The following is a 20,595-nucleotide window of genomic DNA, read 5'->3' on the forward strand; positions in this document are numbered from 1 at the left end:
TAAGAAGGACGGCACTCCACAATGGCGGCAGATGACTGGCATGCCGGTGGTGTCGAGATCAACTCAGAGCGCCTTCGCTTAAAGCCGTTTACAGCCGACGATGCCGAAGACCTCTTTGTCGCCATCACTCCCGCCATCACCCGTTTCATGCAGTGGGAACCACCTCAATCACTTGCGGCCTTTGCCGAGGTATGGCGATCCTGGCTGGCGCCAATCCATGACGGTTCGGACTTGCACTTTGTTGTGCGTGCATTGGCAGACGATCGCTGCCTGGGGCTTGTCGGCCTTCATGCGGCGAAGACCGTGTGTCCCGAGCTCGGGATCTGGATTAGAGAAGACGCTCAAGGAAACGGCATTGGTAGGGAGGCAATTGCTGCTGTTGCTGAGTGGGCCGCCGAGACACTCGAACCGGACTGCTTCGAATATCCGGTTGCCGAAAGGAACGTGGCCAGTAGAAGAATAGCGGAACGCCTCGGCGGCGTCATAATCGGCAGCCGCTCCAACCCAAAATATACCGCTGTCGTCTACCGCATTCCCAATCTCCGGCGCTGATCGTCAAGACTCTAGCCGCGCACCGCAGCAGCCATGCCCGAACTGGTCAGCGCGGCGGCTTTGACCAGACCCGCGGCAAGGGCCGCCCCTGCCCCTTCGCCATGGCTGATGCCCAAATCAAGCAATGGGCGCAGGGCGAGGCGTTCGGCGGTGCGGGCGTGTGCGGGCTCTGGCGACAGGCTGGCGAGCAGGCAATGGTCGAGCGCGGCGGGGTTGGCGGCATGCAGCACCGCTGCGGCGGCCGTTGCGGCGAGCCCGTCGAGCAGCACTGGGATCTTCTGCATCCGCGCGGCAAGGATGGCGCCAGCAATCGCCGCGAACTCACGGCCACCGACCCGGCGCAGCGCCTCGAGCGGGTCGCCGAGGTGGCCGGCGTGAAAGGCCAGCGCCGCATCGACCACGTCTGCCTTGCGTGCCTGCATCGCCGCATCGGCGCCCGACCCAGTGCCGACCCAGTCGACGCCCCTGCCCCCGAACAGCGCCGCAAACAGGGCTGCAGCAACGGTGGAGTTGCCGACGCCGAGATCGCCGAGGCACAGCAGATCGGTACCACCAGCGATCGCTTCCATGCCGAAGGCCATGGTGGCGGCACAGCCGCGCTCGTCGAATGCGGCATGACAGGTGATGTCGGCGGTCGGAATGTGCAGGGCAAGATCGAAAACCTTCAGCCCGAGATCGTTGGCAATGCAGATCTGGTTGATCGCAGCACCTCCGGCCGCGCAAAGCTCGACCGCATTGGCGGTCGCCGCTACCGGCCGTGGCGAAATGCCGTGCCTGACAACACCGTGATTACCGGCAAAGACCGCCATCAGCGGTCTTGTCACTGCGGGAGGAGCTCGCCCGCTCCAAGCGGCCAGCCACGCGGCGATGTCCTCGATGCGGCCAAGCGAATTGCCTGATTTGTCGGCCTTGGCAAACAGCGTGCGCACACGGGCCTCGGCTGTCGTGTCGGCCGCCGGCAGATTGGCCAGCAGGTTGCGAAAATCGTCAAAAGGCAGCGCGCTGGTCATCTCGTTGGCTATCATTCCCTGGAGTAGGTGAGCGGCATAGCCGCCTTGCGTCGTGGGCACAACCTCTTGGATCATGGTCCTGCATTTGGCGCAAAGCTGGCCGCGAACGGCGCAATCGCGAGGGCTTGCATTGGCTTTGCCGTTGCACCATGTGGAGATGGAACAAGGGGTTCCGGCTGGAAACCCAAGAGAAAGTCATGACGGCCATCGAATCCCCGTGCATCCTGGTCTGTTCGATCGACATGAAAACCGGCTTCTGTTTCGGGTGCGGTCGCACGCGCGAGGAAATCGGTACATGGATCGGAATGACGCCGGAAACGCGCCGCAGCGTCATGGCCGAATTGCCGGCTCGGCTGGAAACGGTCGAACGCCGGCCGCGCCGGGAAACGCGTCGCACCCGCATGGCGCGCGAACGCGACGCGCTTTCGTGAGGCGCAGATGAGCCGGTTGTTCTGGATATTGATGGCCGCGATCGGGGTGGGAGCAGTCCTGCTCATGCTCAACGATTCCGCCGGCAGCACGCTCGGCGTCGAGAACTACGATTTCAGCCGGCTGATCTGGCTCGGCGCCTTCGGCGCCCTCATCGGCGCCGGTCTGCTTCGCTCGGGCCGCCCTCTGGGCGCCATGGCTCGCAACCTCGGCGCCTGGGCGGCCATCGTGCTCGCGCTGATCGCCGGCTATCAATATCGCTATGAGCTGCAGGATGTCGCCAGCCGCGTGACCGCGGGCCTTGTTCCCGGCAGCCCGCTTGCGCTCGGCGTCGAAGACGGTCACGCCACGGTGACGCTCGACAAGGCGGACAACGGCCACTTCGAAGCGCGCATCCTGATCAACGGCAACCCGGTCCGAGCCGTGGTGGATACCGGCGCGACCAGCACCGTGCTGACGTCCGAAGACGCGCAAGCCGCCGGATTCAATCCAGCGGCGCTCAACTACACCATACCGGTTTCGACCGCCAACGGCGTGGCGCGCGCCGCGGCCGTGAAAACCGATCAGCTGGCTATCGGCGGTATCGTCCGCAGGAACATGCCGGTGATGATCGCTGCACCCGGCATGCTCAGCCAGAGCCTGCTCGGCATGAACTTCATCGGCTCGCTCTCGGGTTTCGACGTGCGCGGCGACCGCATGATCCTCAGAGACTGAACTCCGGCTCCTAGACTCAGGCCGCTTCGGCCGCCACTCCACTGAACTCGACTGCAGCGAAAGCCGTCTTCAGCACGTCTGGTCCGGCGCCGGGCCGGGTCGCGTCGGTGGACAGGATCTGGCGGTAGCGGCGCGCGCCGGGCAAGCCATGGAACAGGCCGACCATATGACGGGTGACATGGCCAAGCCGCCCGCCCTGCTCGATATGGCGTGCCGCATAGTCCGCCATGACATCGATCAGCGCGGCGAAATCGAACGCTTCGGACTTGGCGCCGTAGAAGGCGGCATCGACGCCGGCCAGAATGCCGGGCGTATGATAGGCGGCGCGGCCAAGCATGGCGCCGTCGACATGATCGAGATGCGCCCGCGCCTCCTCAACGGACTGAATGCCGCCGTTGATACCAATGAATTCATTGTGTTTTTTGGCCTTGAGCCGATAGACCCTGTCATAGTCGAGCGGCGGGATGTCGCGGTTTTCCTTGGGACTGAGCCCTTCGAGCCACGCTTTGCGCGCATGCACCCAAAGCGCGTCGGCGCCGGCATCGAAAACACCATCCGCCAGCGCATCGAGGGCCGGCTCCGGATCCTGCTCGTCGACGCCGATGCGGCATTTGACGGTGACAGGGATATTCACCGCCGCTTTCATCGCCGCGACGCAGCCGGCGACGAGGTCAGGCACCTTCATCAGGCAGGCGCCGAACGTACCCGACTGAACACGGTCCGATGGACAGCCGACATTGAGGTTGATCTCGTCGTAGCCAAAGGCCTCGCCGACGCGCGCCGCTTCGGCAAGCTTTTGCGGATCGGAGCCGCCGAGCTGCAGGGCAACCGGATGTTCCGCCACATCGAAGCCAAGCAGCCGCTCGCGCGCACCATGGATGACGGCGTCGGCCACCACCATTTCGGTGTAGAGCAGCGCATGGCTCGTCAACTGGCGATGGAAGAACCGGCAATGCCGGTCCGTCCAGTCCATCATGGGGGCTATGGCAAGTTTGTTGTCTATCATCTCAATTTCATTGTCTTTTTTGATCTCAGTCGACCCAATACCCAATTGGAAAGACTGACCAATTTGGCAAAAGGCTCCCGTCCAAACGAGGCCCAATTTACGATTACGCCACCGCGACGGAAAGCCAGTTGGCTATATCGAAATTCTCACTGCACACATAGTGCACACGAAGACAGTTTATTCAGTCGAAGAAACCGGCATCCTCTTCCCTGAGATACTTCTTCGCGCCTGCGGCATCGATGTCGAGGCCCAATCCTGGAGCTTCGAGCAAGTCGATCATCGAATCCTTCACGATCCGCGTCGGCAGGCCAATAACGATATCCTCCCACCAAGGGTCGGAAGCGCTGGGATATTCGAAGGCGATGTAATTGGCGGGCAAGGTTGCGCAGACATTGATCAGTGCGCCGAGGCCCAGCAGCCCATTCGCTGTGCCGTGCGGCGCCATCATGATCGAGTGCATGTAGGCATGCTCGGCCACCCATTTGAGCTCGGCGATGCCGCCGATATCGGCGGGGTCTGGACCGATGATGCGGACCGCCTGTGTTTCGATCAGTTCCTTGAAGTTATGACGCAGGTAGATCTGCTCTCCCGTGTGGATGGGGGTGGACGTGGATGTCGTGAGTTCGCGGTAAGCCTGCGGATTGACCCATGGCACGTAGTCGCCCGTCAGCATGTCCTCGAGCCACATCAAATTGTATTTCTCGACTGCCTGCGCGAAGCGGATCGCGTCCGGCAGAAACCAGCCAGGGCCGCAATCCAGGGCCAGGGAGACTTGGTCGCCGAGCACCTCCTTCATGGCGATGACGCATTCGATCATATGCGCCATGCCGCGCTCGCTGATCTGCCCTTGGTCCATCGCCCCGTGATAGGTCGGCGGCTGGCGAACGCCGTAGTGGAAGTCGGGCACGCTCGTCTTCATGTTGGAGTGGAAGCTGATGCCCTGCTTCACCATGAAGAAGTTTTCGGGCCGATCCATCATCCATTTGACATCGGCCGCGTAGTCCTCGGGCTTGTCGCCGGTTCTCTTTTTACGGATGGAGCCGTTGTAGACCCGCACCTTGTCGCGCACCTTGCCGCCGAGCAGCTTGTAGACGGGAACGCCGGCCGCCTTGCCGGCGATGTCCCAGAGCGCGTGCTCGATGGCGCTGACGGCGGCGCCATAGGGCTTGAACGAGCCGCGCTGCCGGATCTTCAGCATGCAGCGTTCGACGTCGGTCGGGTCCTCGCCGATCAGAGCGTCGCGGAAATGCAGGACCCAGGGTTTGAGGTAAGGCTTGGTGTACTCCGCCTCGCCCAGGCCATGAAGGCCTTCGTCGGTCACGATGCGGACGATGGGATGTTTGCCGATGACGGCGCACCGGAGATCGGTGATCTTCATGATGTCCTCTATTTCACCGACGAGAAGGCGGTTGGCGCGAGAAACTGGCTGGAAATATTGGCCAGGATCGGGCCATCACGCTCGGACTCGTCGCGGACCTTGAGCCATGCCGGATCGGTGGTGAAGGCCTTCCATTTCACTTCGCGCTCGGCAAGGGATTCCCAGGCGACGAAATAGGTCAGTCGATTGCTGCTTTCGCCGACCACCGTGGTGAAGAACCCGGCCTGGCGGATGCCGTGCTTATCCCACAGCGCCAAGGTATGGTCGTTGAAACGCTTGAGCAGCGCCGGCAGCCGGCCCGGCAGGCAGTCGTAAATTCGAAGTTCGTACATCATGGTCGATCCTTCTGTTCACCTCTCCCTCGGAGGGAGAGGTGTAGAGTCAGCTCCAGGTGCGGTCCCAGGAATATTCATCGTCCCAGTGATCGGTCGGCTGCCAGATGCCGGTGACGCCGGGCTGCAGGTGCTGGCTGATCACTTCGTCGACGACGTCGTCGATGCCGAGACCGGGCTTGTCCGGCACCATGATGAAGCCGTCCTTGACCAGCGGCTTGGGCAGACCGGTGACGATATCGTCCCACCAGTCCACTTCCACGCTGTGATATTCGAGCGCCATGAAGTTCTCCGTGGCCACCGCGACATGCGCGGCGGCCATCGCGGCGATCGGGCTTTCCGCCATGTGGATGGCCATGGCAACGCCATGGTCTTGCGCCGCGTCGCCGATCTTCTTGGTCTCGAGGATGCCGCCAGCGGTAAGCAAATCCGGGTGGATGACCGAGATGCCTGAGTTAAGCAGCGGCTCGAAGCCTTCCTTGAGGTAGATATCCTCGCCCGTGCAGATCGGCACCGACGTTGCCTGCTGCAACTGCCGATACTGCTCGGTGTACTGCCAGGGGATCACATCCTCGAGCCAGGCTGGTGCGTATTTCTCGATCCGTCGTGCGAGACGGATGCCGTCCTGGAGCGAGATGTGGCCGACATGGTCGATGGCGAGCGGGATCTCGTAGCCGATCACCTCGCGAACCTCGTGGATATATTGATCGAGCAGGTCGATGCCCTTTTCGGTGAAGTGAAGGCCGGTGAAGGGATGCGGCACGTTCTGCGCGTCATAGGCGGCATTGCGCGCCCGGCGTTCGTCCAGCGTGCGCGCACGGCCGCGGCTTGCATGGGTGCGGAAACCGTCGAGCACACCGGCCGGCGCGACCACCGCGCCTGGGATGTGGGAGATCTGCGCCAGCCCGAGGTCCATCTTGAGGAAGGTGAAACCGAGATCCATCCGCGCCTTGAGCCGCTTGCCGGTCTCGGTGCCGCTGGGCTTCTCCGCATCGGTGTCGCAATAGACCCGCACCTTGTCGCGGAACCGCCCCCCGAGCATCTGGTAGATCGGCACGCCATAGGCCTTGCCGGCGAGGTCCCAAAGCGCGATCTCGACTGCCGAGACACCGCCACCCTGCCGCCCATGGCCGCCAAATTGCTTGATGCGGCGGAACAGTCGGTCGATGTCACAGGGATTCTCGCCCAGCAACCGGCTCTTGAGCATCAGCGCATAGGTTGCGCTGGCGCCATCGCGCACTTCGCCCAAGCCGACAATGCCCTGGTTGGTGTAGATCTTGATAAGCGCCGAGGTGAAGGGCGCGCCGACGATCTCGGCGACGCGCAGGTCGGTGATGCGCAGGTCGGACGGTTTGGAGTTGATGTTCACCCGGTTGAGCGCCTCGTCGGCTCGACCTGTTTTCGGCATGGCTTATCCTCTTTCTTCCTCTTTCTGGTCGGCGGGCTTGGTGCGGCACAGGCTGGGCCGGCACAGAGCATTGCTAGCCCAGCTCTATCTCGTGGGCCTGCAGATAGTCGCGGTTCATCTCGACACCGAGACCAGGCTTCGACGTCAGCTTGAGGCTGCCGTTCGAAACGTCGAGCGGTCTGTCGATGAGATGATCGTATTTGCCCAGGTTCCACTCCGACGTTTCGAGCTTGTAGAAATTTGGAACGGTCATCATCACCTGCGCTCCCGCAACCACGTTGACCGGTCCCGCGGCGTCATGCGGCGAGACCGGGATGTAGTAGGCTTCGCACAGGGCGGAGATCTTCTTGAGTTCGGTAATGCCGCCGGTCCAGGTAACGTCAGGCATAATGTAGTCAGCGAGCTTGTTCTCGAGCACCGGCACGAAATCCCACTTCGTGTGGCCGCGCTCACCCCATGAGATAGCGGCACCGACCTTCTCACGCACCTGCTTGAGGGCGTTGAGGCTCTCAGGCGGGCAAGGCTCCTCGAACCAGTCGATCTGGCCGGCTTCCTCGAGACTGCGACAGAGGCGAATGGCGGTGGGGACATCGAAGCGGCCGTGCGCATCGATGAGGATGTCGACATCGGGCCCCGCCGTTTCGCGGATCAAAGCGGTGAGTTCGGCGGCTTCGCGCTCGTCCTTTCGAGTCATGCTGCCATCAAGGTAGCCGTCCCGCTGTTCGCGGGACGAGCCGTCCGCCATGCGGCCCTGATGGGGGAACGGATCAAACTTGAGCGCAGTGTGGCCGGACTCAACGATGTCCCGAATTTCGCGGACCACAGCCTCCTTGCTGGTGAATTTGGACTGGTTGGGGTGAGTGTAGAGCACGATCTCATCGCGGACGGGTCCGCCCAACAACTCGTAAATCGGCTTGCCGAGTACTTTGCCCCGGATGTCCCAGAGGGCAATGTCGATGGCGCTCACGCATTCGACGGCGGCGCCGCGGCTTCCCATGTAGGTGAAGCTGCGGAAAATCTTGTGCCAGAGGTGCTCGATGCGGGCCGGATCCTCGCCGGTCACAGCGATACCGATCTGTCGCAGGATCGTGCACAGGGCCCGATTGGCGAGCCTTGTGGTGGTGGTGATCTCTCCCCAGCCGCTCACCCCTTCGTCGGTTGTCACCTCGACGAACAGGAACTCTCCCCAATAGGATGCAGCGGACTTGATCAGCCACGGCCGAACGCTTGTGATTTTCATCTCGACTACCTTTGCCTGAAATCAGCGGGGGCAACCTGGGTCCTGGACCGGATCTCCTATCCGGCCCGAGCGGCATTGCGCGCACGCATCTGTTCGAGAACGTGCCGGCCGGAACCCTCGACATGGCGGGAAATGAGTTCACCCGCCTCGTCGGCATTTCCCGCTTTTATATGCGCGATGAGTTCACGGTGCTCACGCAGGATGGCAGCCCGCCGCGCGAGCGTGAAATTGAAACGTCGGCTCACGGCTCGCAACACTTCGCGATGCTTCCACCAAAGCTCGGCGGCATGGCGGTTATAGTGGCGCTGGTACATCACGGTGTGGAAGGCGGTATCCAGTTCACTGTGCCGGAGTGTGTCGGCGAAATTGTTCTCCTCGATCAGGCCCTGGATACGTTCGAGTTCGGCAATATCCTCGCTGGTCGCCATGCTCACGAACCATCGCGTCAGGGCTGGCTCGATCAGAACACCGATCTCATAGATGTCGCGGACAAAATCCTGATCTATGGGGCGGACGCGCGCGCCGCGGTTGGCCACGAAGGTGACGAAGCCTTCCCCACGCAGCAGCTGCAGCGCCTCGCGCACCGGGTTGGTCGAGGTGCCGTGACGCCGGGCGAGATCGGTGACCACAAGCCGCTCGTTGGCGGCGAGCCGTCCCTCGATGATGTCTTCCCGGATCAGTTCATAAAGCGAGGCGCCCTCGCTTGAGGCACCAATGGGGTCAATCCCCATGGGTGGCTCTGCTTTGAAATCGCTTGTTTCGGCCAAAGCCGGCTCCCCTAAAGTCAATACACACTTTGTTCGATATCACGCACGATTTACACAAACAATGTACGATTTATCGCGTTGACAGCAAATCTGCGATCTGAAAACGTATAAAACGATCAAGAGGATACATAGAGGACATCCCGCGATCAAATGAACAAGGACCGCTTGCCTCGACGCTGAGCGGCATGGGAGAGAACCTGGAGGATACCTATGACGAGGATTACACTCGGCGGTGCCGTCCTGCGCGGCACTGTCTCCACTGCATTAATGGTATCGCTGATGTCTGCGTCGGCGCTGGGCGCGCCGCCGGTCGATTTAAGCAAGTGGTCGCCGGACTATGTGCGCTCCATCGCAGGCACACAGGATTTCGACACGGCGGCCGATTGCGCCAAGATCACCCCGCTCGACTACAAGGGGCGACTTACTTTCTGGTATCAGGGCGTGTTCGAGGGCGACCCCGACCTCCTGCGCCAATACTACAAGGATTTCTTCGAGACCTTCCGCAAGACCTATCCGAACATCCAGCTCGAGGATCAAGCTCTCACCTATAACGATCTTCTCGACAAGTTCCGCACGGCGCTCCTGGGCAATGCCGCGCCGATGGCGGTCCGACTGCAAATCCTCGGTGGCACCGAGTTCGCTTCGAAGGGCTATCTGCAGCCGCTCAAACCCGAGGATGTGGGGTATTCGACCGAGGACTTCTGGCCCGGCGCCATGAAGGCCGTGACCTGGGAGGGCGTGACCTACGGCATCCCGACCAACAACGAGACGATGGCGTTCATCTGGAACGCCGACATTTTCAAGCGTGCGGGCCTCGATCCGGACAAGGCTCCGGCAACCTGGGACGATGTCGTCAAGTATTCCAAGCAGATCCACGACAAGCTCGGCATCGCGGGTTACGGTCTCGTGGCTCGCAAGAACGCCGGCAACACGCCGTATCGCTTCATGCCGCAGCTGTGGGCCTATGGCGGCGGCGTTTTCGACGAAGCGGCGGCGAACCCGACTTATGACAAGGTCGAACTCGACAGCCCGCAAAGCAAGGCGGCGCTGCAAGCCTCGTACGACATGTATGTTCGCGACAAGTCGGTTCCGGTGTCGGCGCTCACCAACCAGCAGGCCGACAATCAGCCCCTGTTCGTCGCCGGCCAGCTCGGCATGATGATCTCGCACCCGTCCGACTACAACGTTATGCTCGACCTGCAGAAGAAGGCGACGGGCACCGACAAGGACAAGGCGCAGACCGTCATCGACAACATGCGCTACGGCCTCATTCCGAGTGGCCCCGACGGCAAACGCGCCGTCGTGTTCGGCGGCTCGAACATTCACATCCTGAAGCCTGAATACGTCGAAGGCGGCAAGGTGGACGAGCCGGCCGCAAAGGCTATCATCTGCATGTGGACCAGCCCCGAATGGTCGCTGAAGATGGCGTATGCCGGCTCGAATCCGGGCAACCTCAACGGCTTCAAGACCAAATGGATGAAAGAACGTCTGGACAACATCAAGTTCCTCGATGTCACGACCTCGATGCTGCCATACGGCATCCCGTTCCCCGCGCTGCCGCAGTCCCCCGAGATCATGAACATCATTGTCCCGGATATGCTGCAGAATGCCCTGACCGGAGCGATGACCGTCGACCAGGCGGCGGACGACGCGGCCAAGAAGGTGAAGGACCTGATGGGCGGACTCTAGTCCGCGCCTGAGCTGCCATCTGACCGGCTGCGCCGCTCGTGCAGCCGGTTCGTTCCGAAGAATAAGGGCACGCCACAGTGACGATCGTGACCGGCAAGACCGAGGCTCGCCGAAGATTGCAACCCGGTAGGTCCGGCGTGCTGCGGAAGATATGGAAGCATCGAGCGGACTACGCGTACGTGCTCCCCGCGATCGCCGTGATGCTCATCGTCATCGCCTATCCGATCTACTACACGGTCGAGTTGTCGTTCTTCAAGACGCCGCCTGGCCTGCAGCTGCGCGACAAGAGTTTCATCGGCTTCGACAACTACACGACCATCCTCACCAGCGAGGTGTTCTGGAAGGTCACCTGGAACACTTTGATCTGGACACTGGGATCCACTCTTATTTCCTTTGTCCTGGGGTTTGGCGCCGCGCTGGCGCTTCACCGCGACTTTGTCGGCCGCGGCGTCTTGCGCGCTATCCTGATCATTCCCTGGGTCATCAGCGCGGTTGCCGCCTCCTATATCTGGAAGTGGATCTACCATTCGGACTTCGGGATCATCGGCGCGGTGCTGGTCGGCCTCGGATTGGCCGACCGGCCGCCGAATTTCATCGACAACGTCTCTACGGTGCTGCCCTCACTGATCGTCGTCAATATCTGGCGCGAGTTTCCGTTTGCCATGATCATGATGATGGCCGGCCTGCAGACAGTCCCCGAGCAGTTGCTGCGCGCCGCGGAAGTCGACGGGGCCAATGCATGGCAGCGCTTCTGGCACGTCACTTTCCCGCACTTGCGCAACGTCTCGACGGTGACCATCCTGCTGCTCGCTGTCGCCAACTTCAATTCCTTCATCATCCCGTGGATCATGACCGGTGGCGGGCCGTCGAACGCATCGCATATCTGGATCACGCACATTTATGAACTCGCTTTCGGCCGGCAGCGCTGGGGCGTTGCATCGGCCTATTCGGTGCTCCTGTTCCTCATGCTGATGACGCTGGGCTATTTCTACGTCCGTGCGTTAAGCGGCAACGAGCGGAAAGAAGGGAGCTCATGAGCACGATTGCCGAGACAGCCCCTCGAGGCCGGACCCGTCGCCGTATGCGCGTCGACGGATGGCGGTGGGCCGGGCGCATCTTCCTCGTGTTCATGCTGCTTTACACCGCCTTGCCGATGATCTGGATGCTGATCACCTCGATCAAGTCAGGGTTCGCGGCGACGCAATTCCCGCCGCAATGGTGGCCGGACGAGCCTACCCTCGCCAGCTACCAGAAGCTGCTCGATCCGCAAAACAGCGTCGGCCAGGACTTCTTGCGCTTCTTCTGGAACAGCGTTTTCGTCTCGACCATGACGACAATCCTCTCGGTAATCGTGGCTGTCCCGGCGGCCTATGCGTTTTCGCGTTTCAGTTTTCCGGGCCGGAACTTCCTGTTCTTCGCCGTGCTGCTGCGCAACATGTTCCCGGCGGTGATTTTTCTCGTGCCGCTCTTCATCCTGATGCGGGCGATCGGGCTGGTGAACACGCACGGTTCCCTGGTTCTCACCTATCTCACCTTCGGCCTGCCGCTGGCGATCTGGCTGCTGAAGGGTTTCTACGACAACATCCCGGTGCAGCTCGAGCAGGCGGCACGCATCGATGGAGCGACGCGCTTCCAGGCCTTCATCCTGATCGTGATGCCTCTCTCGACGCCGGGAATCATCGCCACCGCGATCTATTCCTTCATCGGCGCCTGGAACGAGTACATCTACGCCTACACCTTCCTCTCCAAGAACGATCAATTGACCCTGCCGGTCGGCATCCAGCGTTTCTTCTCGGAAAATACCACGGACTTTCCAGGCCTGATGGCGGCCAGCTTCATGATGAGCGTGCCCGTCGTGGTGCTGTTCCTCGTCCTGCAACGATACTTCGTACGCGCCCTTACAGAAGGCGCGGTCAAGCACTAGGGAGTTGCCGATGGCCCACGTGGCCCTCAAAGATCTCGTCAAGACCTACGGCGGCTTCAAGGCTGTCAACGACGTTTCGCTGACGGTCAATGACGGCGAGTTCGTCGCGCTCGTCGGCCCTTCAGGTTGCGGCAAGACAACCACGCTCAATCTCGTCGCGGGGCTGATCCCGATCACATCGGGCGACATCGTCATCGGGGAACGAGTGGTCAACGATCTCGACCCCAAGGACCGGGACATCGCAATGGTGTTCCAGAACTACGCCCTCTATCCGCAAAAGTCGGTCTACAAGAACCTGGCGTTCCCGCTGCAGATGCGCAAACTGCCCCGGGACGAGATCGACAAGAAGGTCAAGGAAGCTGCGCGAGTGCTCGACATGACGCACCTGCTCGAGCGCAAGCCGCGCGAACTTTCGGGCGGGCAGCAGCAGCGTGTGGCTCTCGGCCGTGCCCTCGTCCGCGACCCCGCTGTGTTCCTGATGGACGAGCCGCTCTCCAACCTCGATGCCAAACTGCGCGTGCAGATGCGGTCGGAGATCAAGCGCTTCCACCAAGACCTCAAGGCAACGATCATCTACGTGACGCACGACCAGCTTGAAGCGGTGACCATGGCCGACAAGATGGCGGTGATGAACGGCGGCCTGCTGCAGCAGTACGATTCACCGGCGCAGGTCTTTGCCCATCCGGTGAACATGTTTGTTGCCAGCTTCATCGGCAGCCCGGCAATGAGCCTCATTCCGCTGGAGGCATCCACGGCAAACGGCAACACCGTTCTGACTGGCGCGGAGGGCTGGAGTCTTGAGCTCTCGCCGCGCAACGCCCAGAAGGTTGCAAGAGCAACGACCAGGAAAGTCGTGCTGGGCGCACGTCACTCGACGATCAAGCTCCTCAAGAGCGCGGTGCCAGGCAGCGTCCCGGCCAAGGCCTACACGGTGGAGCCGACCGGAGACGTCACCTTCGTGCAGGCGCTCCTGTCCGGCGCCATCGTCAACGTCAGCGTGCCGCCGAACATTGCCATCGCCCCCGACGAGCGGATCTGGCTCGAGTTCGACCAGGAGCGGATGCATCTGTTCGACGGCGAAACTGAAATGGCCCTCAAGGCCGACTGAGAAGATGGGGTCGTTTGGGATGGGGCCGGATGACTACGAGGCTTAAGATCACCGCGATCAAGCCCTATCCAGTGTGGATAGGAACGCGCAACCAGATGCTCGTCAAGGTCGAGACCGACCAGGGCATCTTCGGCTGGGGCGAGAGCGGCTTGAGCGGTCGCGAGAAAGCCGTGGCCGGTGCGGTCGAGCATTACCGCGAGTTTCTTATCGGACGCGACCCGATGCAGATTGGCCGGATCTGGCAGGAGGTTTATCGCAGCCAGTACTTCGAAGGCGGGCGGGTTCTGCAAGCGGCGATTTCCGCCATCGACATCGCCCTGCACGACATCAAGGGCAAAGCGCTGGGGGTTCCGGTTTATGAGCTGCTAGGCGGCAAGCAGCGCGACCGCATCCCTACCTTCGCCTCGACCGGAGATGAGGCCGAGGGCGATGTTGCCATCGAGCGAGCCAGCGAACTGCGCGCGCAGGGATGGCAGGCGATCCGCTTCTTCCCCGTCGGGCAAAACAGCGGGGACATCTTCGAGCCGCGCGAATCGATCGGCGCCACCGCGCGTATGCTGAACAAGGCGCGCGAGGCGCTGGGCGACGAGGTCGTCCTCGGCCTCGACTATCATCATCGGCTGTCGGTGGCAGAGGCGGCGAGCTTCTGCAACAAGCTCGGCCGCGGCGTGCTTGATTTCCTCGAGGAGCCGATACGGGACGAGACACCGGAGGCCTACGAATCCCTGCGCACGATGACCGACATCCCCTTTGCCATCGGTGAGGAATTCGCCAGCAAGTGGCAGTTCCTGCCCTACATCGAGCGCGGTATCCACCAGTTCAACCGGCTCGATGTTTGCAATGTCGGCGGGCTTACCGAGGCGATGAAAGTCGCTGGCTGGAGCGAGGCCCACTATGTGGATCTGATGCCGCACAATCCCCTTGGTCCGGTGTGCACTGCCGCCACCGTGCATCTGGCGTCCGCGGTACCCAACTTCGCGTGGCTCGAGACCAGGGAGCCCGAAAAAAAGCTGGGCTTCGACAATTCCGACTTCTTCCCCGTGCAACCACGGCTCGACGGCCCCTATTATCCGGTCGGCGATCTGCCGGGGCTCGGCGTCGAGGTCAACGAAGCGGCGGTCCAGTCGGAGAGTTTCCGTTTCTGGGAAGCGCCTCACCTCAAGCGCCGCGACGGTTCTGTCACCAACTGGTAGTTCCATTTCAACCGGAGTCCATAATGACGCACACCTCCAACATCACGCGGCCGCCCAAAGACCTGATTGATGCGCTAAGGGAGATCGGCGCCGCGACGGTTGCCGGCACGCTTGGGCATATGGGCTTCCGCAATCCGCACATGGTCGGTCCGGTGGCGCAGAACCACGGGAAGTCGATCGTCGGGCCGGCGCTGACGCTGCAGTTCATGCCGCAGCGGCCGGACCTGTTCACCGAGGGCGAATATGCCGATCCGGAGACGCAACTGCACCGGCACGTGCTCTATCATGCGCAGGCGGGCGATGTGGTCGTGGTCGACGCGCGCGGCGACATGAGTTCGGGCGTCTTCGGCGATATGATGTCGACGTATTTCAAGGGCAGAGGTGGCGCCGGCATCGTCATCGATGGATGCATGCGCGACCGGCCCAATGTTGAAAAGCTCGATCTGCCCCTATGGCTGCGCGGCTGGACGCCCAACTACCATGTACAAACCAGCATCTATCCGAACGCCGTCAACGTTCCGATTGCCTGCGGTGGTGTCACGGTGATCCCCGGCGACATCATCGTCGCCGACGACGACGGGGTGGTGGTGCTTCCCGTCGCAATGGCCACGAAGGTAATCGAAGAATCGCAGAAGCATCACGATTGGGAGGAGTTCTCGCGAATGAGGCTCCTGGAGGGTGCGCCACTGCAGCGCTACTATCCGCTGCATGATGATGCCCGCGGCGAATATGAGGAGTGGCGCAAAACCAATCGCCTGGTGGATTGACTTGGAATCACCCGGGCACGGGCGCCTGTTTGCGGCAGGATTTTCGTTCGCGGATCAGCGGAGGTCGGTGCATGAACGCCGAGACAAAGCCCGTCTACGACCCCCAGCAACTGGAGCCGTTGCTGATTTCGCGGCAGCATGCAGGCGACGTCGACGGCATGACCGCCCTGTTCGAACCGGATGCGGTGGTCGACTGTGGTGGCGGACGCTTGCTGCGCGGCAGGGAGGCCATTCGCGGCTACTATCTTGAAATCGCCGCGTCGGGACGAAAGTTCGCCGTGGGCGAGCAGCAGCCGGCGCTCATTTGCGGCGATCTTGCCCTCACATCGACCCGTCTTCCCGGCGGTGACGTCACCAGCGAAGTTGCCCGGCGGCAAAGCGATGGCAGCTGGCTTTGGGTGATCGACCGCTATTCCGTCACCTGAGGCGTTTGACCCGGCCGAACTGTGGATGTCCGTCATTTCCGGAGCGCATCGCAAAACAAGACCGCGCCGCAACAGCGCGAGATCTTGCAAAACAGTCAAGGCAACAGGCGTCTATCGCCGCAGCGCGTGCACGCTTGCCGTGCTTTCGCCGGGCACCGGCAACGCCATGTCATCATCGAGAAGACGCGTGATGCGGGCAAAGCCAGTGAACGCTTTCCTTGCTTCCTCGGCCGACATCTGGCCCGACAAGGCGGCCGAGCAACAATTCAGCGCGCACTGATAAACCGGACCGCGCCGTCCCGTCGGCCATTTCCGCAAGAACATCATGGCTTCGGCAACACTATCGATTTCTTCCACAGGGTGTCCTTCCCCGCGCGAAATCCGCACGGGCGAAAAGAAATGCAACTGATCCATCGTTTCCTCCCGGTCGACCGCAATGCGCTCGATCGAACCCCACCAAACTCCCGAATGGGCGTTTGGTTCCAGAAAAAAGAAGATTCGGCATAAGAAAGCTTGGGGGCCAAGAAACGGTCAGCCTTCGGCCCTGGTTTCTCGCGACAAAATCGACGGAATTCGAATCACCGTTGCAGGCGGCCCACCATCGCGCCCGTCGATAATCGCAGTTCTCATTGAATATCTTTAAGGCCAAAGCCGGCAAATAGGTTGCTTGTCGGTTCCCCCGCGTCAGGCTTAACCTGCGCGGCCAACGCGCGAAAGTGCGTGGTCATCAAGGGGAGGACATTGCAATGACAATACAGGGTGCTTCACCTGATCTGTACAACGAGGATCTGGCTCCGGCCAAAGTTCGAAACTGGGGACCATTCTCGATCTTCAACGTCTGGACGTCGGACGTTCACAGCCTCTGGGGTTACTACCTGGCTGCCAGCCTGTTTCTGTTCTGCGGCGGTTTCGTCAACTTCATCATCGCCATCGGCATCGGCTCGCTGGTCATCTACGCGCTGATGAACATGGTCGGCTATGCCGGCGTGAAGACCGGCGTGCCCTACCCCGTGCTTGCCCGCGCCTCTTTCGGCATCTGGGGCGCCAACATACCGGCGCTGGTGCGCGCGGTGGTCGCCTGCTTCTGGTATGGCGCACAGACTGCCGCCGCCTCCGGCGCGATCGTGGCGCTTTTGATCCGCTCGCAATGGTTTGCCGATTTCAACGCCAACACGCATTTCCTCGGCCATACCGGCCTGGAGGTGATCTGCTTCGTGGTCATCTGGGCGCTGCAACTGCTGATCATCCAGAACGGCATGGAAACGGTGCGCCGCTTCCAGGATTGGGCAGGACCGGCGGTCTGGGTGATGATGTTGATCCTGGCGATCTATCTCTGCGTCAAATCCGGGAGATTTGCCTTCACCAGCGACATCCCGATGGACGTGCTGCTGGACAAGACCAAGGACGCGGGCGTGCCGGGCACGCCGGGATCGTGGACGTCGCTGTTTGCGGTGGCGGCGATCTGGGTCACCTACTTTTCCGCGCTTTATCTCAATTTCTGCGATTTCGCCCGCTACGCGCCGGACAAGGCATCGCTGCGCAAGGGCAACATCTGGGGCTTGCCGATCAACCTCATCCTGTTTTCGCTGGTCGCCGGTGTCACCACCATTGCCGCCTTTGACGTCTATGGCGAAGTGCTGCTGCATCCCGACCAGATCTCGGCGAAATTCGACAGCTGGTTCCTGGCAGCGCTCGCAGCCTTGACCTTTGCCGTGGCAACCCTCGGGATCAACGTTGTGGCAAATTTCGTCTCGCCGGCCTTCGACTTCTCCAACGTCTTTCCCAGGCAGATCGACTTCAAAAAGGGCGGCTATATCGCAGCCGTCATCGCGCTCGTGCTCTATCCCTTCGCACCGTGGGAAGGCAGTGCCGCTTCCTTCGTCAACGTCATCGGCGCGACGATGGGGCCGATCTTCGGCGTGATGATGGTCGACTACTATCTGATCCGGAAGGGTGAGGTCGACGTCGAGGCGCTCTATCGCGAGGACGGCGAGTTCCGCTTCCAGGGCGGTTGGCATGTCAACGCCTTCATCGCCGCCGGCATCGGCGCCATCTTCTCGTCGATCCTGCCGAACTTCACCAACTGGCTGCCATCCTGGTGGGGCGTCTATGGCTGGTTCTTCGGCGTGGCGATCGCCGGCATCATCTACTATGTGCTGCGCACCGCCGCTTTGGGCGCAGGCGCCAAGACCGCAAAGGCTTGAAAATGAGGCAGTAGGCAGTAGGTGCTAGGGAGTAGAGAACCGCTTCACTACTGCCTACTGCCTACTGCCTACTGCCTACTGTCCACCATCTCGGCCAGTTTGCGCACCGTGTTCCAGTTGCGCGAGGTGCCGACACCCAGGCGCTTGTGGCTGGTCGCCGTCAGAAGCCGGGAACTGGGTGTGGCACGCGAGAAGACAATCCAGATATCGCCGCCGACGGCCTGCATCTTTTCGTCCTTGCCGACATAGGATTTGAGCGCCGTGATAGCGTCGTCGGGCACGGGCTGGCGCATCACCCGCACCGCCACCTGGTCGCCTGCCTCGGCGGATTCGTCGGGGAACGGATTGCCGGCGGCAAGCGTCAGCCAGTCCTCGGCACAACGCACGATGATGTCGACATGGCGGCCGAAGGTTTTTTCGAAGGCAACTTCCAGCCGTTGTTCCAGATCGGCGACGTTCGTTGCCGGCGCCTCGAAGACCAAGTTGCCGGTCGCCACCAGCGTGCGCGGGTTCTTCAGCCCGAGCACTTCGGCCATCGCCTTGAGGTCGGCCATGACGACCCGTCGCCCCTCACCCAGGGTGATGCTGTAGAGCAGCGAGACATAAGTCCGCATCATCCGCCGGCCTGTGCAACTACACCAGCCGGCTCTGTTCCACCGCCGCCTCGATGAAACTGGCGAACAGCGGATGCGGGTCGAGCGGCCGGCTTTTCAGTTCCGGGTGATACTGCACCCCGATGAACCACGGATGATCGGGGTACTCGACCGTTTCCGGCAGCACGCCGTCGGGCGACATACCGGCGAAGACCAGGCCGCAATCCTCGAGCCGCTCCTTGTAGTCGACATTGACCTCGTAGCGGTGGCGGTGGCGCTCGGAAATCTGCGTGTCGCCATAGATCTCGGCAATCTTGGACCCTTTGGCGAGCTCAGCCTGATAGGCACCGAGCCGCATCGTACCGCCGAGGTCGCCGGTCTCGCGGCGCTTCTCCAGCATGTTGCCCTTCAGCCATTCGGTCATCAGGCCGACGACCGGCTCCTTGGTCGGGCCAAACTCGCTCGACGATGCATCTTCGACGCCGGCCAGCGACCGCGCCGCTTCGATGCAGGCCATCTGCATGCCGAAGCAGATGCCGAAATACGGCACTTTTCGCTCACGCGCAAACTTCGCCGCCAGGATCTTCCCTTCCGCGCCGCGTTCGCCAAAGCCACCGGGAACCAGGATGCCATGCACCTTTTCCAGCCAGGGCGTCGGGTCCTCCTTTTCGAAGATCTCCGATTCGATCCAGTCGAGCTTGACCTTGACGTGGTTGGCCAGGCCGCCATGCGACAGAGCCTCGATCAGCGATTTGTACGCATCCTTGAGGCCGGTATATTTGCCGACCACGGCGATGGTGACCTCGCCTTCCGGATTGTGGATGCGGTTGGACACCGCCTGCCAGGGCTCCATGCGCGGCTTCGGCGCCGGATCGATGCCGAAAGCGGCCAGCACTTCCGAATCGAGCCCTTCCTTGTGGTAGGCCATCGGCACATCGTAGATATGCGGCACGTCGAGCGCCTGGATCACGGCACTTTCGCGCACGTTGCAGAACAGCGACAATTTTCTGCGCTCTTCCTTGGGAATGGCGCGGTCGGCGCGGACCAGCAGGATGTCGGGCGCGATGCCGATGCCGCGCAGTTCCTTGACCGAATGCTGGGTCGGCTTGGTCTTCAGCTCGCCGGCCGTCGGGATGTAGGGCATCAGCGTCAGATGGACGTAGACGGCGTTGTTGCGCGGCAGGTCGTTGCCGAGCTGGCGAATGGCCTCCAGGAACGGCATCGCCTCGATGTCGCCGACCGTACCGCCGATCTCGCACAGCACGAAATCATAGTCGTCATTGCCGTTGAGGACGAAATTCTTGATCTCGTCGGTGACGTGCGGAATGACCTGCACGGTGGCGCCTAGATAATCGCCGCGCCGCTCGCGCTCGATGATGTTCTTATAGATGCGGCCGGTGGTGATGTTGTCCTGCTGATTGGCGGAGCGGCCTGTGAAGCGCTCGTAATGGCCAAGATCAAGATCGGTTTCCGCACCGTCGTCAGTAACGAAAACCTCGCCATGCTGATACGGCGACATCGTGCCCGGATCGACATTGAGGTAGGGATCGAGTTTTTTGATGCGTGCGCGATAGCCTCGCGCCTGCAGGAGAGCCCCAAGGGCCGCTGCGGCTATGCCTTTTCCAAGTGAGGAAACCACGCCGCCTGTGATGAATACATATCGCGCCATGGGAGTCATCGCTTAACGCGGCCGGATTGATTCCGCCAGAGAAAAAACCGCCGCGAAGGTTTTTTCCCAAGAAGGCGCTCGGACCATGATCCCGAAAAGTGAGATCCGGTTTTCGGATAAGATCGTGGTCAAACAAGCCCGGCCCGTTCGATAGGGACCGGATCAGGCCTAGGGAAAAACAAAAGGG

21 protein-coding genes are annotated in these 20,595 nt (G+C 61.6%); 11 read left to right on the forward strand and 10 right to left on the reverse strand.

Annotation, left to right across the window (positions count from 1 at the left end; translation table 11 throughout):
* Nucleotides 1-21: 21 nt before the first annotated feature.
* Nucleotides 22-552: a GNAT family N-acetyltransferase gene (locus tag NKI73_RS04980; RefSeq protein WP_352627747.1), complete on the forward strand. Its 531-nt coding sequence runs from the start codon at nucleotides 22-24 to the stop codon at nucleotides 550-552.
* A gap of 11 nt (nucleotides 553-563) precedes the next feature.
* Here the strand turns inward: NKI73_RS04980 and NKI73_RS04985 are convergent, their stop codons facing one another.
* Nucleotides 564-1,562, reverse strand: coding sequence for a nicotinate-nucleotide--dimethylbenzimidazole phosphoribosyltransferase (locus NKI73_RS04985; RefSeq protein ID WP_352627932.1), 999 nt, complete (start codon nucleotides 1,560-1,562; stop codon nucleotides 564-566).
* Between the two features lie 197 nt (nucleotides 1,563-1,759).
* Here NKI73_RS04985 and NKI73_RS04990 point away from each other — a divergent pair, with 197 nt between their 5' ends.
* Nucleotides 1,760-1,993, forward strand: coding sequence for a DUF1289 domain-containing protein (locus NKI73_RS04990; protein ID WP_352627748.1), 234 nt, complete (start codon nucleotides 1,760-1,762; stop codon nucleotides 1,991-1,993).
* A 7-nt stretch (nucleotides 1,994-2,000) separates the two neighbouring features.
* Nucleotides 2,001-2,705, forward strand: coding sequence for a TIGR02281 family clan AA aspartic protease (locus NKI73_RS04995; RefSeq protein WP_352627749.1), 705 nt, complete (start codon nucleotides 2,001-2,003; stop codon nucleotides 2,703-2,705).
* 16 nt (nucleotides 2,706-2,721) lie between these two features.
* Here NKI73_RS04995 and dusA read toward each other — a convergent pair whose 3' ends face one another.
* The 6 genes from dusA to NKI73_RS05025 form a co-directional block, all read right to left on the reverse strand.
* The gene (gene dusA, locus NKI73_RS05000; RefSeq protein WP_352627750.1) at nucleotides 2,722-3,711 is read right to left on the reverse strand and encodes a tRNA dihydrouridine(20/20a) synthase DusA; all 990 of its coding nucleotides are present in this window, start codon (nucleotides 3,709-3,711) and stop codon (nucleotides 2,722-2,724) included.
* 181 nt (nucleotides 3,712-3,892) lie between these two features.
* On the reverse strand, nucleotides 3,893-5,089 hold the full coding sequence (locus NKI73_RS05005) for a mandelate racemase/muconate lactonizing enzyme family protein (RefSeq protein ID WP_352627751.1): 1,197 nt from the start codon (nucleotides 5,087-5,089) through the stop codon (nucleotides 3,893-3,895).
* A gap of 8 nt (nucleotides 5,090-5,097) precedes the next feature.
* Nucleotides 5,098-5,424, reverse strand: coding sequence for an NIPSNAP family protein (locus NKI73_RS05010; protein WP_352627752.1), 327 nt, complete (start codon nucleotides 5,422-5,424; stop codon nucleotides 5,098-5,100).
* A 46-nt stretch (nucleotides 5,425-5,470) separates the two neighbouring features.
* On the reverse strand, nucleotides 5,471-6,829 hold the full coding sequence (locus NKI73_RS05015; RefSeq protein WP_352627753.1) for a mandelate racemase/muconate lactonizing enzyme family protein: 1,359 nt from the start codon (nucleotides 6,827-6,829) through the stop codon (nucleotides 5,471-5,473).
* A gap of 73 nt (nucleotides 6,830-6,902) precedes the next feature.
* Entirely contained in the window at nucleotides 6,903-8,069 is a 1,167-nt protein-coding gene (locus NKI73_RS05020; RefSeq protein ID WP_352627754.1) for a mandelate racemase/muconate lactonizing enzyme family protein, read from the reverse strand.
* Between the two features lie 56 nt (nucleotides 8,070-8,125).
* Complete coding sequence (locus NKI73_RS05025) at nucleotides 8,126-8,836, reverse strand: GntR family transcriptional regulator (RefSeq protein ID WP_352627755.1); 711 nt, start codon at nucleotides 8,834-8,836, stop codon at nucleotides 8,126-8,128.
* Nucleotides 8,837-9,046: 210 nt separating this feature from the next.
* Here NKI73_RS05025 and NKI73_RS05030 point away from each other — a divergent pair, with 210 nt between their 5' ends.
* The 7 genes from NKI73_RS05030 (at nucleotide 9,047) to NKI73_RS05060 (ending at nucleotide 15,942) form a co-directional block, all read left to right on the forward strand.
* Nucleotides 9,047-10,525 (forward strand): ABC transporter substrate-binding protein, encoded by a 1,479-nt coding sequence (locus NKI73_RS05030; RefSeq protein WP_352627756.1) that lies wholly within the window; start codon nucleotides 9,047-9,049, stop codon nucleotides 10,523-10,525.
* A 77-nt stretch (nucleotides 10,526-10,602) separates the two neighbouring features.
* Complete coding sequence (locus NKI73_RS05035) at nucleotides 10,603-11,562, forward strand: carbohydrate ABC transporter permease (protein ID WP_352627757.1); 960 nt, start codon at nucleotides 10,603-10,605, stop codon at nucleotides 11,560-11,562.
* Entirely contained in the window at nucleotides 11,559-12,449 is an 891-nt protein-coding gene (locus NKI73_RS05040) for a carbohydrate ABC transporter permease (RefSeq protein WP_352627758.1), read from the forward strand. The genes NKI73_RS05035 and NKI73_RS05040 overlap by 4 nt, the downstream gene beginning before the upstream one ends.
* A gap of 10 nt (nucleotides 12,450-12,459) precedes the next feature.
* The gene (locus NKI73_RS05045; protein ID WP_352627759.1) at nucleotides 12,460-13,557 is read left to right on the forward strand and encodes an ABC transporter ATP-binding protein; all 1,098 of its coding nucleotides are present in this window, start codon (nucleotides 12,460-12,462) and stop codon (nucleotides 13,555-13,557) included.
* Between the two features lie 29 nt (nucleotides 13,558-13,586).
* A complete protein-coding gene (locus NKI73_RS05050; protein ID WP_352627760.1) occupies nucleotides 13,587-14,750 on the forward strand; it encodes a mandelate racemase/muconate lactonizing enzyme family protein in 1,164 nt (387 codons plus the stop codon).
* 23 nt (nucleotides 14,751-14,773) lie between these two features.
* On the forward strand, nucleotides 14,774-15,517 hold the full coding sequence (locus tag NKI73_RS05055) for a ribonuclease activity regulator RraA (protein ID WP_352627761.1): 744 nt from the start codon (nucleotides 14,774-14,776) through the stop codon (nucleotides 15,515-15,517).
* Between the two features lie 71 nt (nucleotides 15,518-15,588).
* Entirely contained in the window at nucleotides 15,589-15,942 is a 354-nt protein-coding gene (locus NKI73_RS05060; RefSeq protein ID WP_352627762.1) for a YybH family protein, read from the forward strand.
* A gap of 111 nt (nucleotides 15,943-16,053) precedes the next feature.
* On the opposite strand, the gene NKI73_RS05065 is transcribed toward NKI73_RS05060, so the two are convergent.
* Nucleotides 16,054-16,356: a DUF982 domain-containing protein gene (locus tag NKI73_RS05065; protein WP_352627763.1), complete on the reverse strand. Its 303-nt coding sequence runs from the start codon at nucleotides 16,354-16,356 to the stop codon at nucleotides 16,054-16,056.
* A gap of 332 nt (nucleotides 16,357-16,688) precedes the next feature.
* Here NKI73_RS05065 and NKI73_RS05070 point away from each other — a divergent pair, with 332 nt between their 5' ends.
* On the forward strand, nucleotides 16,689-18,146 hold the full coding sequence (locus NKI73_RS05070; protein WP_352627764.1) for an NCS1 family nucleobase:cation symporter-1: 1,458 nt from the start codon (nucleotides 16,689-16,691) through the stop codon (nucleotides 18,144-18,146).
* A gap of 68 nt (nucleotides 18,147-18,214) precedes the next feature.
* Here NKI73_RS05070 and NKI73_RS05075 read toward each other — a convergent pair whose 3' ends face one another.
* Nucleotides 18,215-18,760, reverse strand: coding sequence for a DUF1697 domain-containing protein (locus tag NKI73_RS05075; protein WP_352627933.1), 546 nt, complete (start codon nucleotides 18,758-18,760; stop codon nucleotides 18,215-18,217).
* 19 nt (nucleotides 18,761-18,779) lie between these two features.
* Entirely contained in the window at nucleotides 18,780-20,417 is a 1,638-nt protein-coding gene (gene pyrG / locus NKI73_RS05080; RefSeq protein ID WP_352627765.1) for a CTP synthase, read from the reverse strand.
* Nucleotides 20,418-20,595: the final 178 nt, after the last annotated feature.

Origin of the sequence: Mesorhizobium sp. M0496, from assembly GCF_040321205.1 — a bacterium.
In the GTDB taxonomy this organism is placed as follows: Bacteria; Pseudomonadota; Alphaproteobacteria; order Rhizobiales; family Rhizobiaceae; genus Mesorhizobium.

Bases quoted from the DNA above. Each gene is read 5' to 3' on its own strand.
- NKI73_RS04980 (WP_352627747.1), top strand. From the start codon at position 22: ATGGCGGCAGATGACTGGCATGCCGGTGGTGTCGAGATCAACTCAGAG.
- NKI73_RS04985 (WP_352627932.1), bottom strand. From the start codon at position 1,562: ATGACCAGCGCGCTGCCTTTTGACGATTTTCGCAACCTGCTGGCCAAT.
- NKI73_RS04990 (WP_352627748.1), top strand. From the start codon at position 1,760: ATGACGGCCATCGAATCCCCGTGCATCCTGGTCTGTTCGATCGACATG.
- NKI73_RS04995 (WP_352627749.1), top strand. From the start codon at position 2,001: ATGAGCCGGTTGTTCTGGATATTGATGGCCGCGATCGGGGTGGGAGCA.
- dusA (WP_352627750.1), bottom strand. From the start codon at position 3,711: ATGATAGACAACAAACTTGCCATAGCCCCCATGATGGACTGGACGGAC.
- NKI73_RS05005 (WP_352627751.1), bottom strand. From the start codon at position 5,089: ATGAAGATCACCGATCTCCGGTGCGCCGTCATCGGCAAACATCCCATC.
- NKI73_RS05010 (WP_352627752.1), bottom strand. From the start codon at position 5,424: ATGATGTACGAACTTCGAATTTACGACTGCCTGCCGGGCCGGCTGCCG.
- NKI73_RS05015 (WP_352627753.1), bottom strand. From the start codon at position 6,829: ATGCCGAAAACAGGTCGAGCCGACGAGGCGCTCAACCGGGTGAACATC.
- NKI73_RS05020 (WP_352627754.1), bottom strand. From the start codon at position 8,069: ATGAAAATCACAAGCGTTCGGCCGTGGCTGATCAAGTCCGCTGCATCC.
- NKI73_RS05030 (WP_352627756.1), top strand. From the start codon at position 9,047: ATGACGAGGATTACACTCGGCGGTGCCGTCCTGCGCGGCACTGTCTCC.
- NKI73_RS05040 (WP_352627758.1), top strand. From the start codon at position 11,559: ATGAGCACGATTGCCGAGACAGCCCCTCGAGGCCGGACCCGTCGCCGT.
- NKI73_RS05045 (WP_352627759.1), top strand. From the start codon at position 12,460: ATGGCCCACGTGGCCCTCAAAGATCTCGTCAAGACCTACGGCGGCTTC.
- NKI73_RS05050 (WP_352627760.1), top strand. From the start codon at position 13,587: ATGACTACGAGGCTTAAGATCACCGCGATCAAGCCCTATCCAGTGTGG.
- NKI73_RS05055 (WP_352627761.1), top strand. From the start codon at position 14,774: ATGACGCACACCTCCAACATCACGCGGCCGCCCAAAGACCTGATTGAT.
- NKI73_RS05060 (WP_352627762.1), top strand. From the start codon at position 15,589: ATGAACGCCGAGACAAAGCCCGTCTACGACCCCCAGCAACTGGAGCCG.
- NKI73_RS05065 (WP_352627763.1), bottom strand. From the start codon at position 16,356: ATGGATCAGTTGCATTTCTTTTCGCCCGTGCGGATTTCGCGCGGGGAA.
- NKI73_RS05070 (WP_352627764.1), top strand. From the start codon at position 16,689: ATGACAATACAGGGTGCTTCACCTGATCTGTACAACGAGGATCTGGCT.
- NKI73_RS05075 (WP_352627933.1), bottom strand. From the start codon at position 18,760: ATGCGGACTTATGTCTCGCTGCTCTACAGCATCACCCTGGGTGAGGGG.
- pyrG (WP_352627765.1), bottom strand. From the start codon at position 20,417: ATGACTCCCATGGCGCGATATGTATTCATCACAGGCGGCGTGGTTTCC.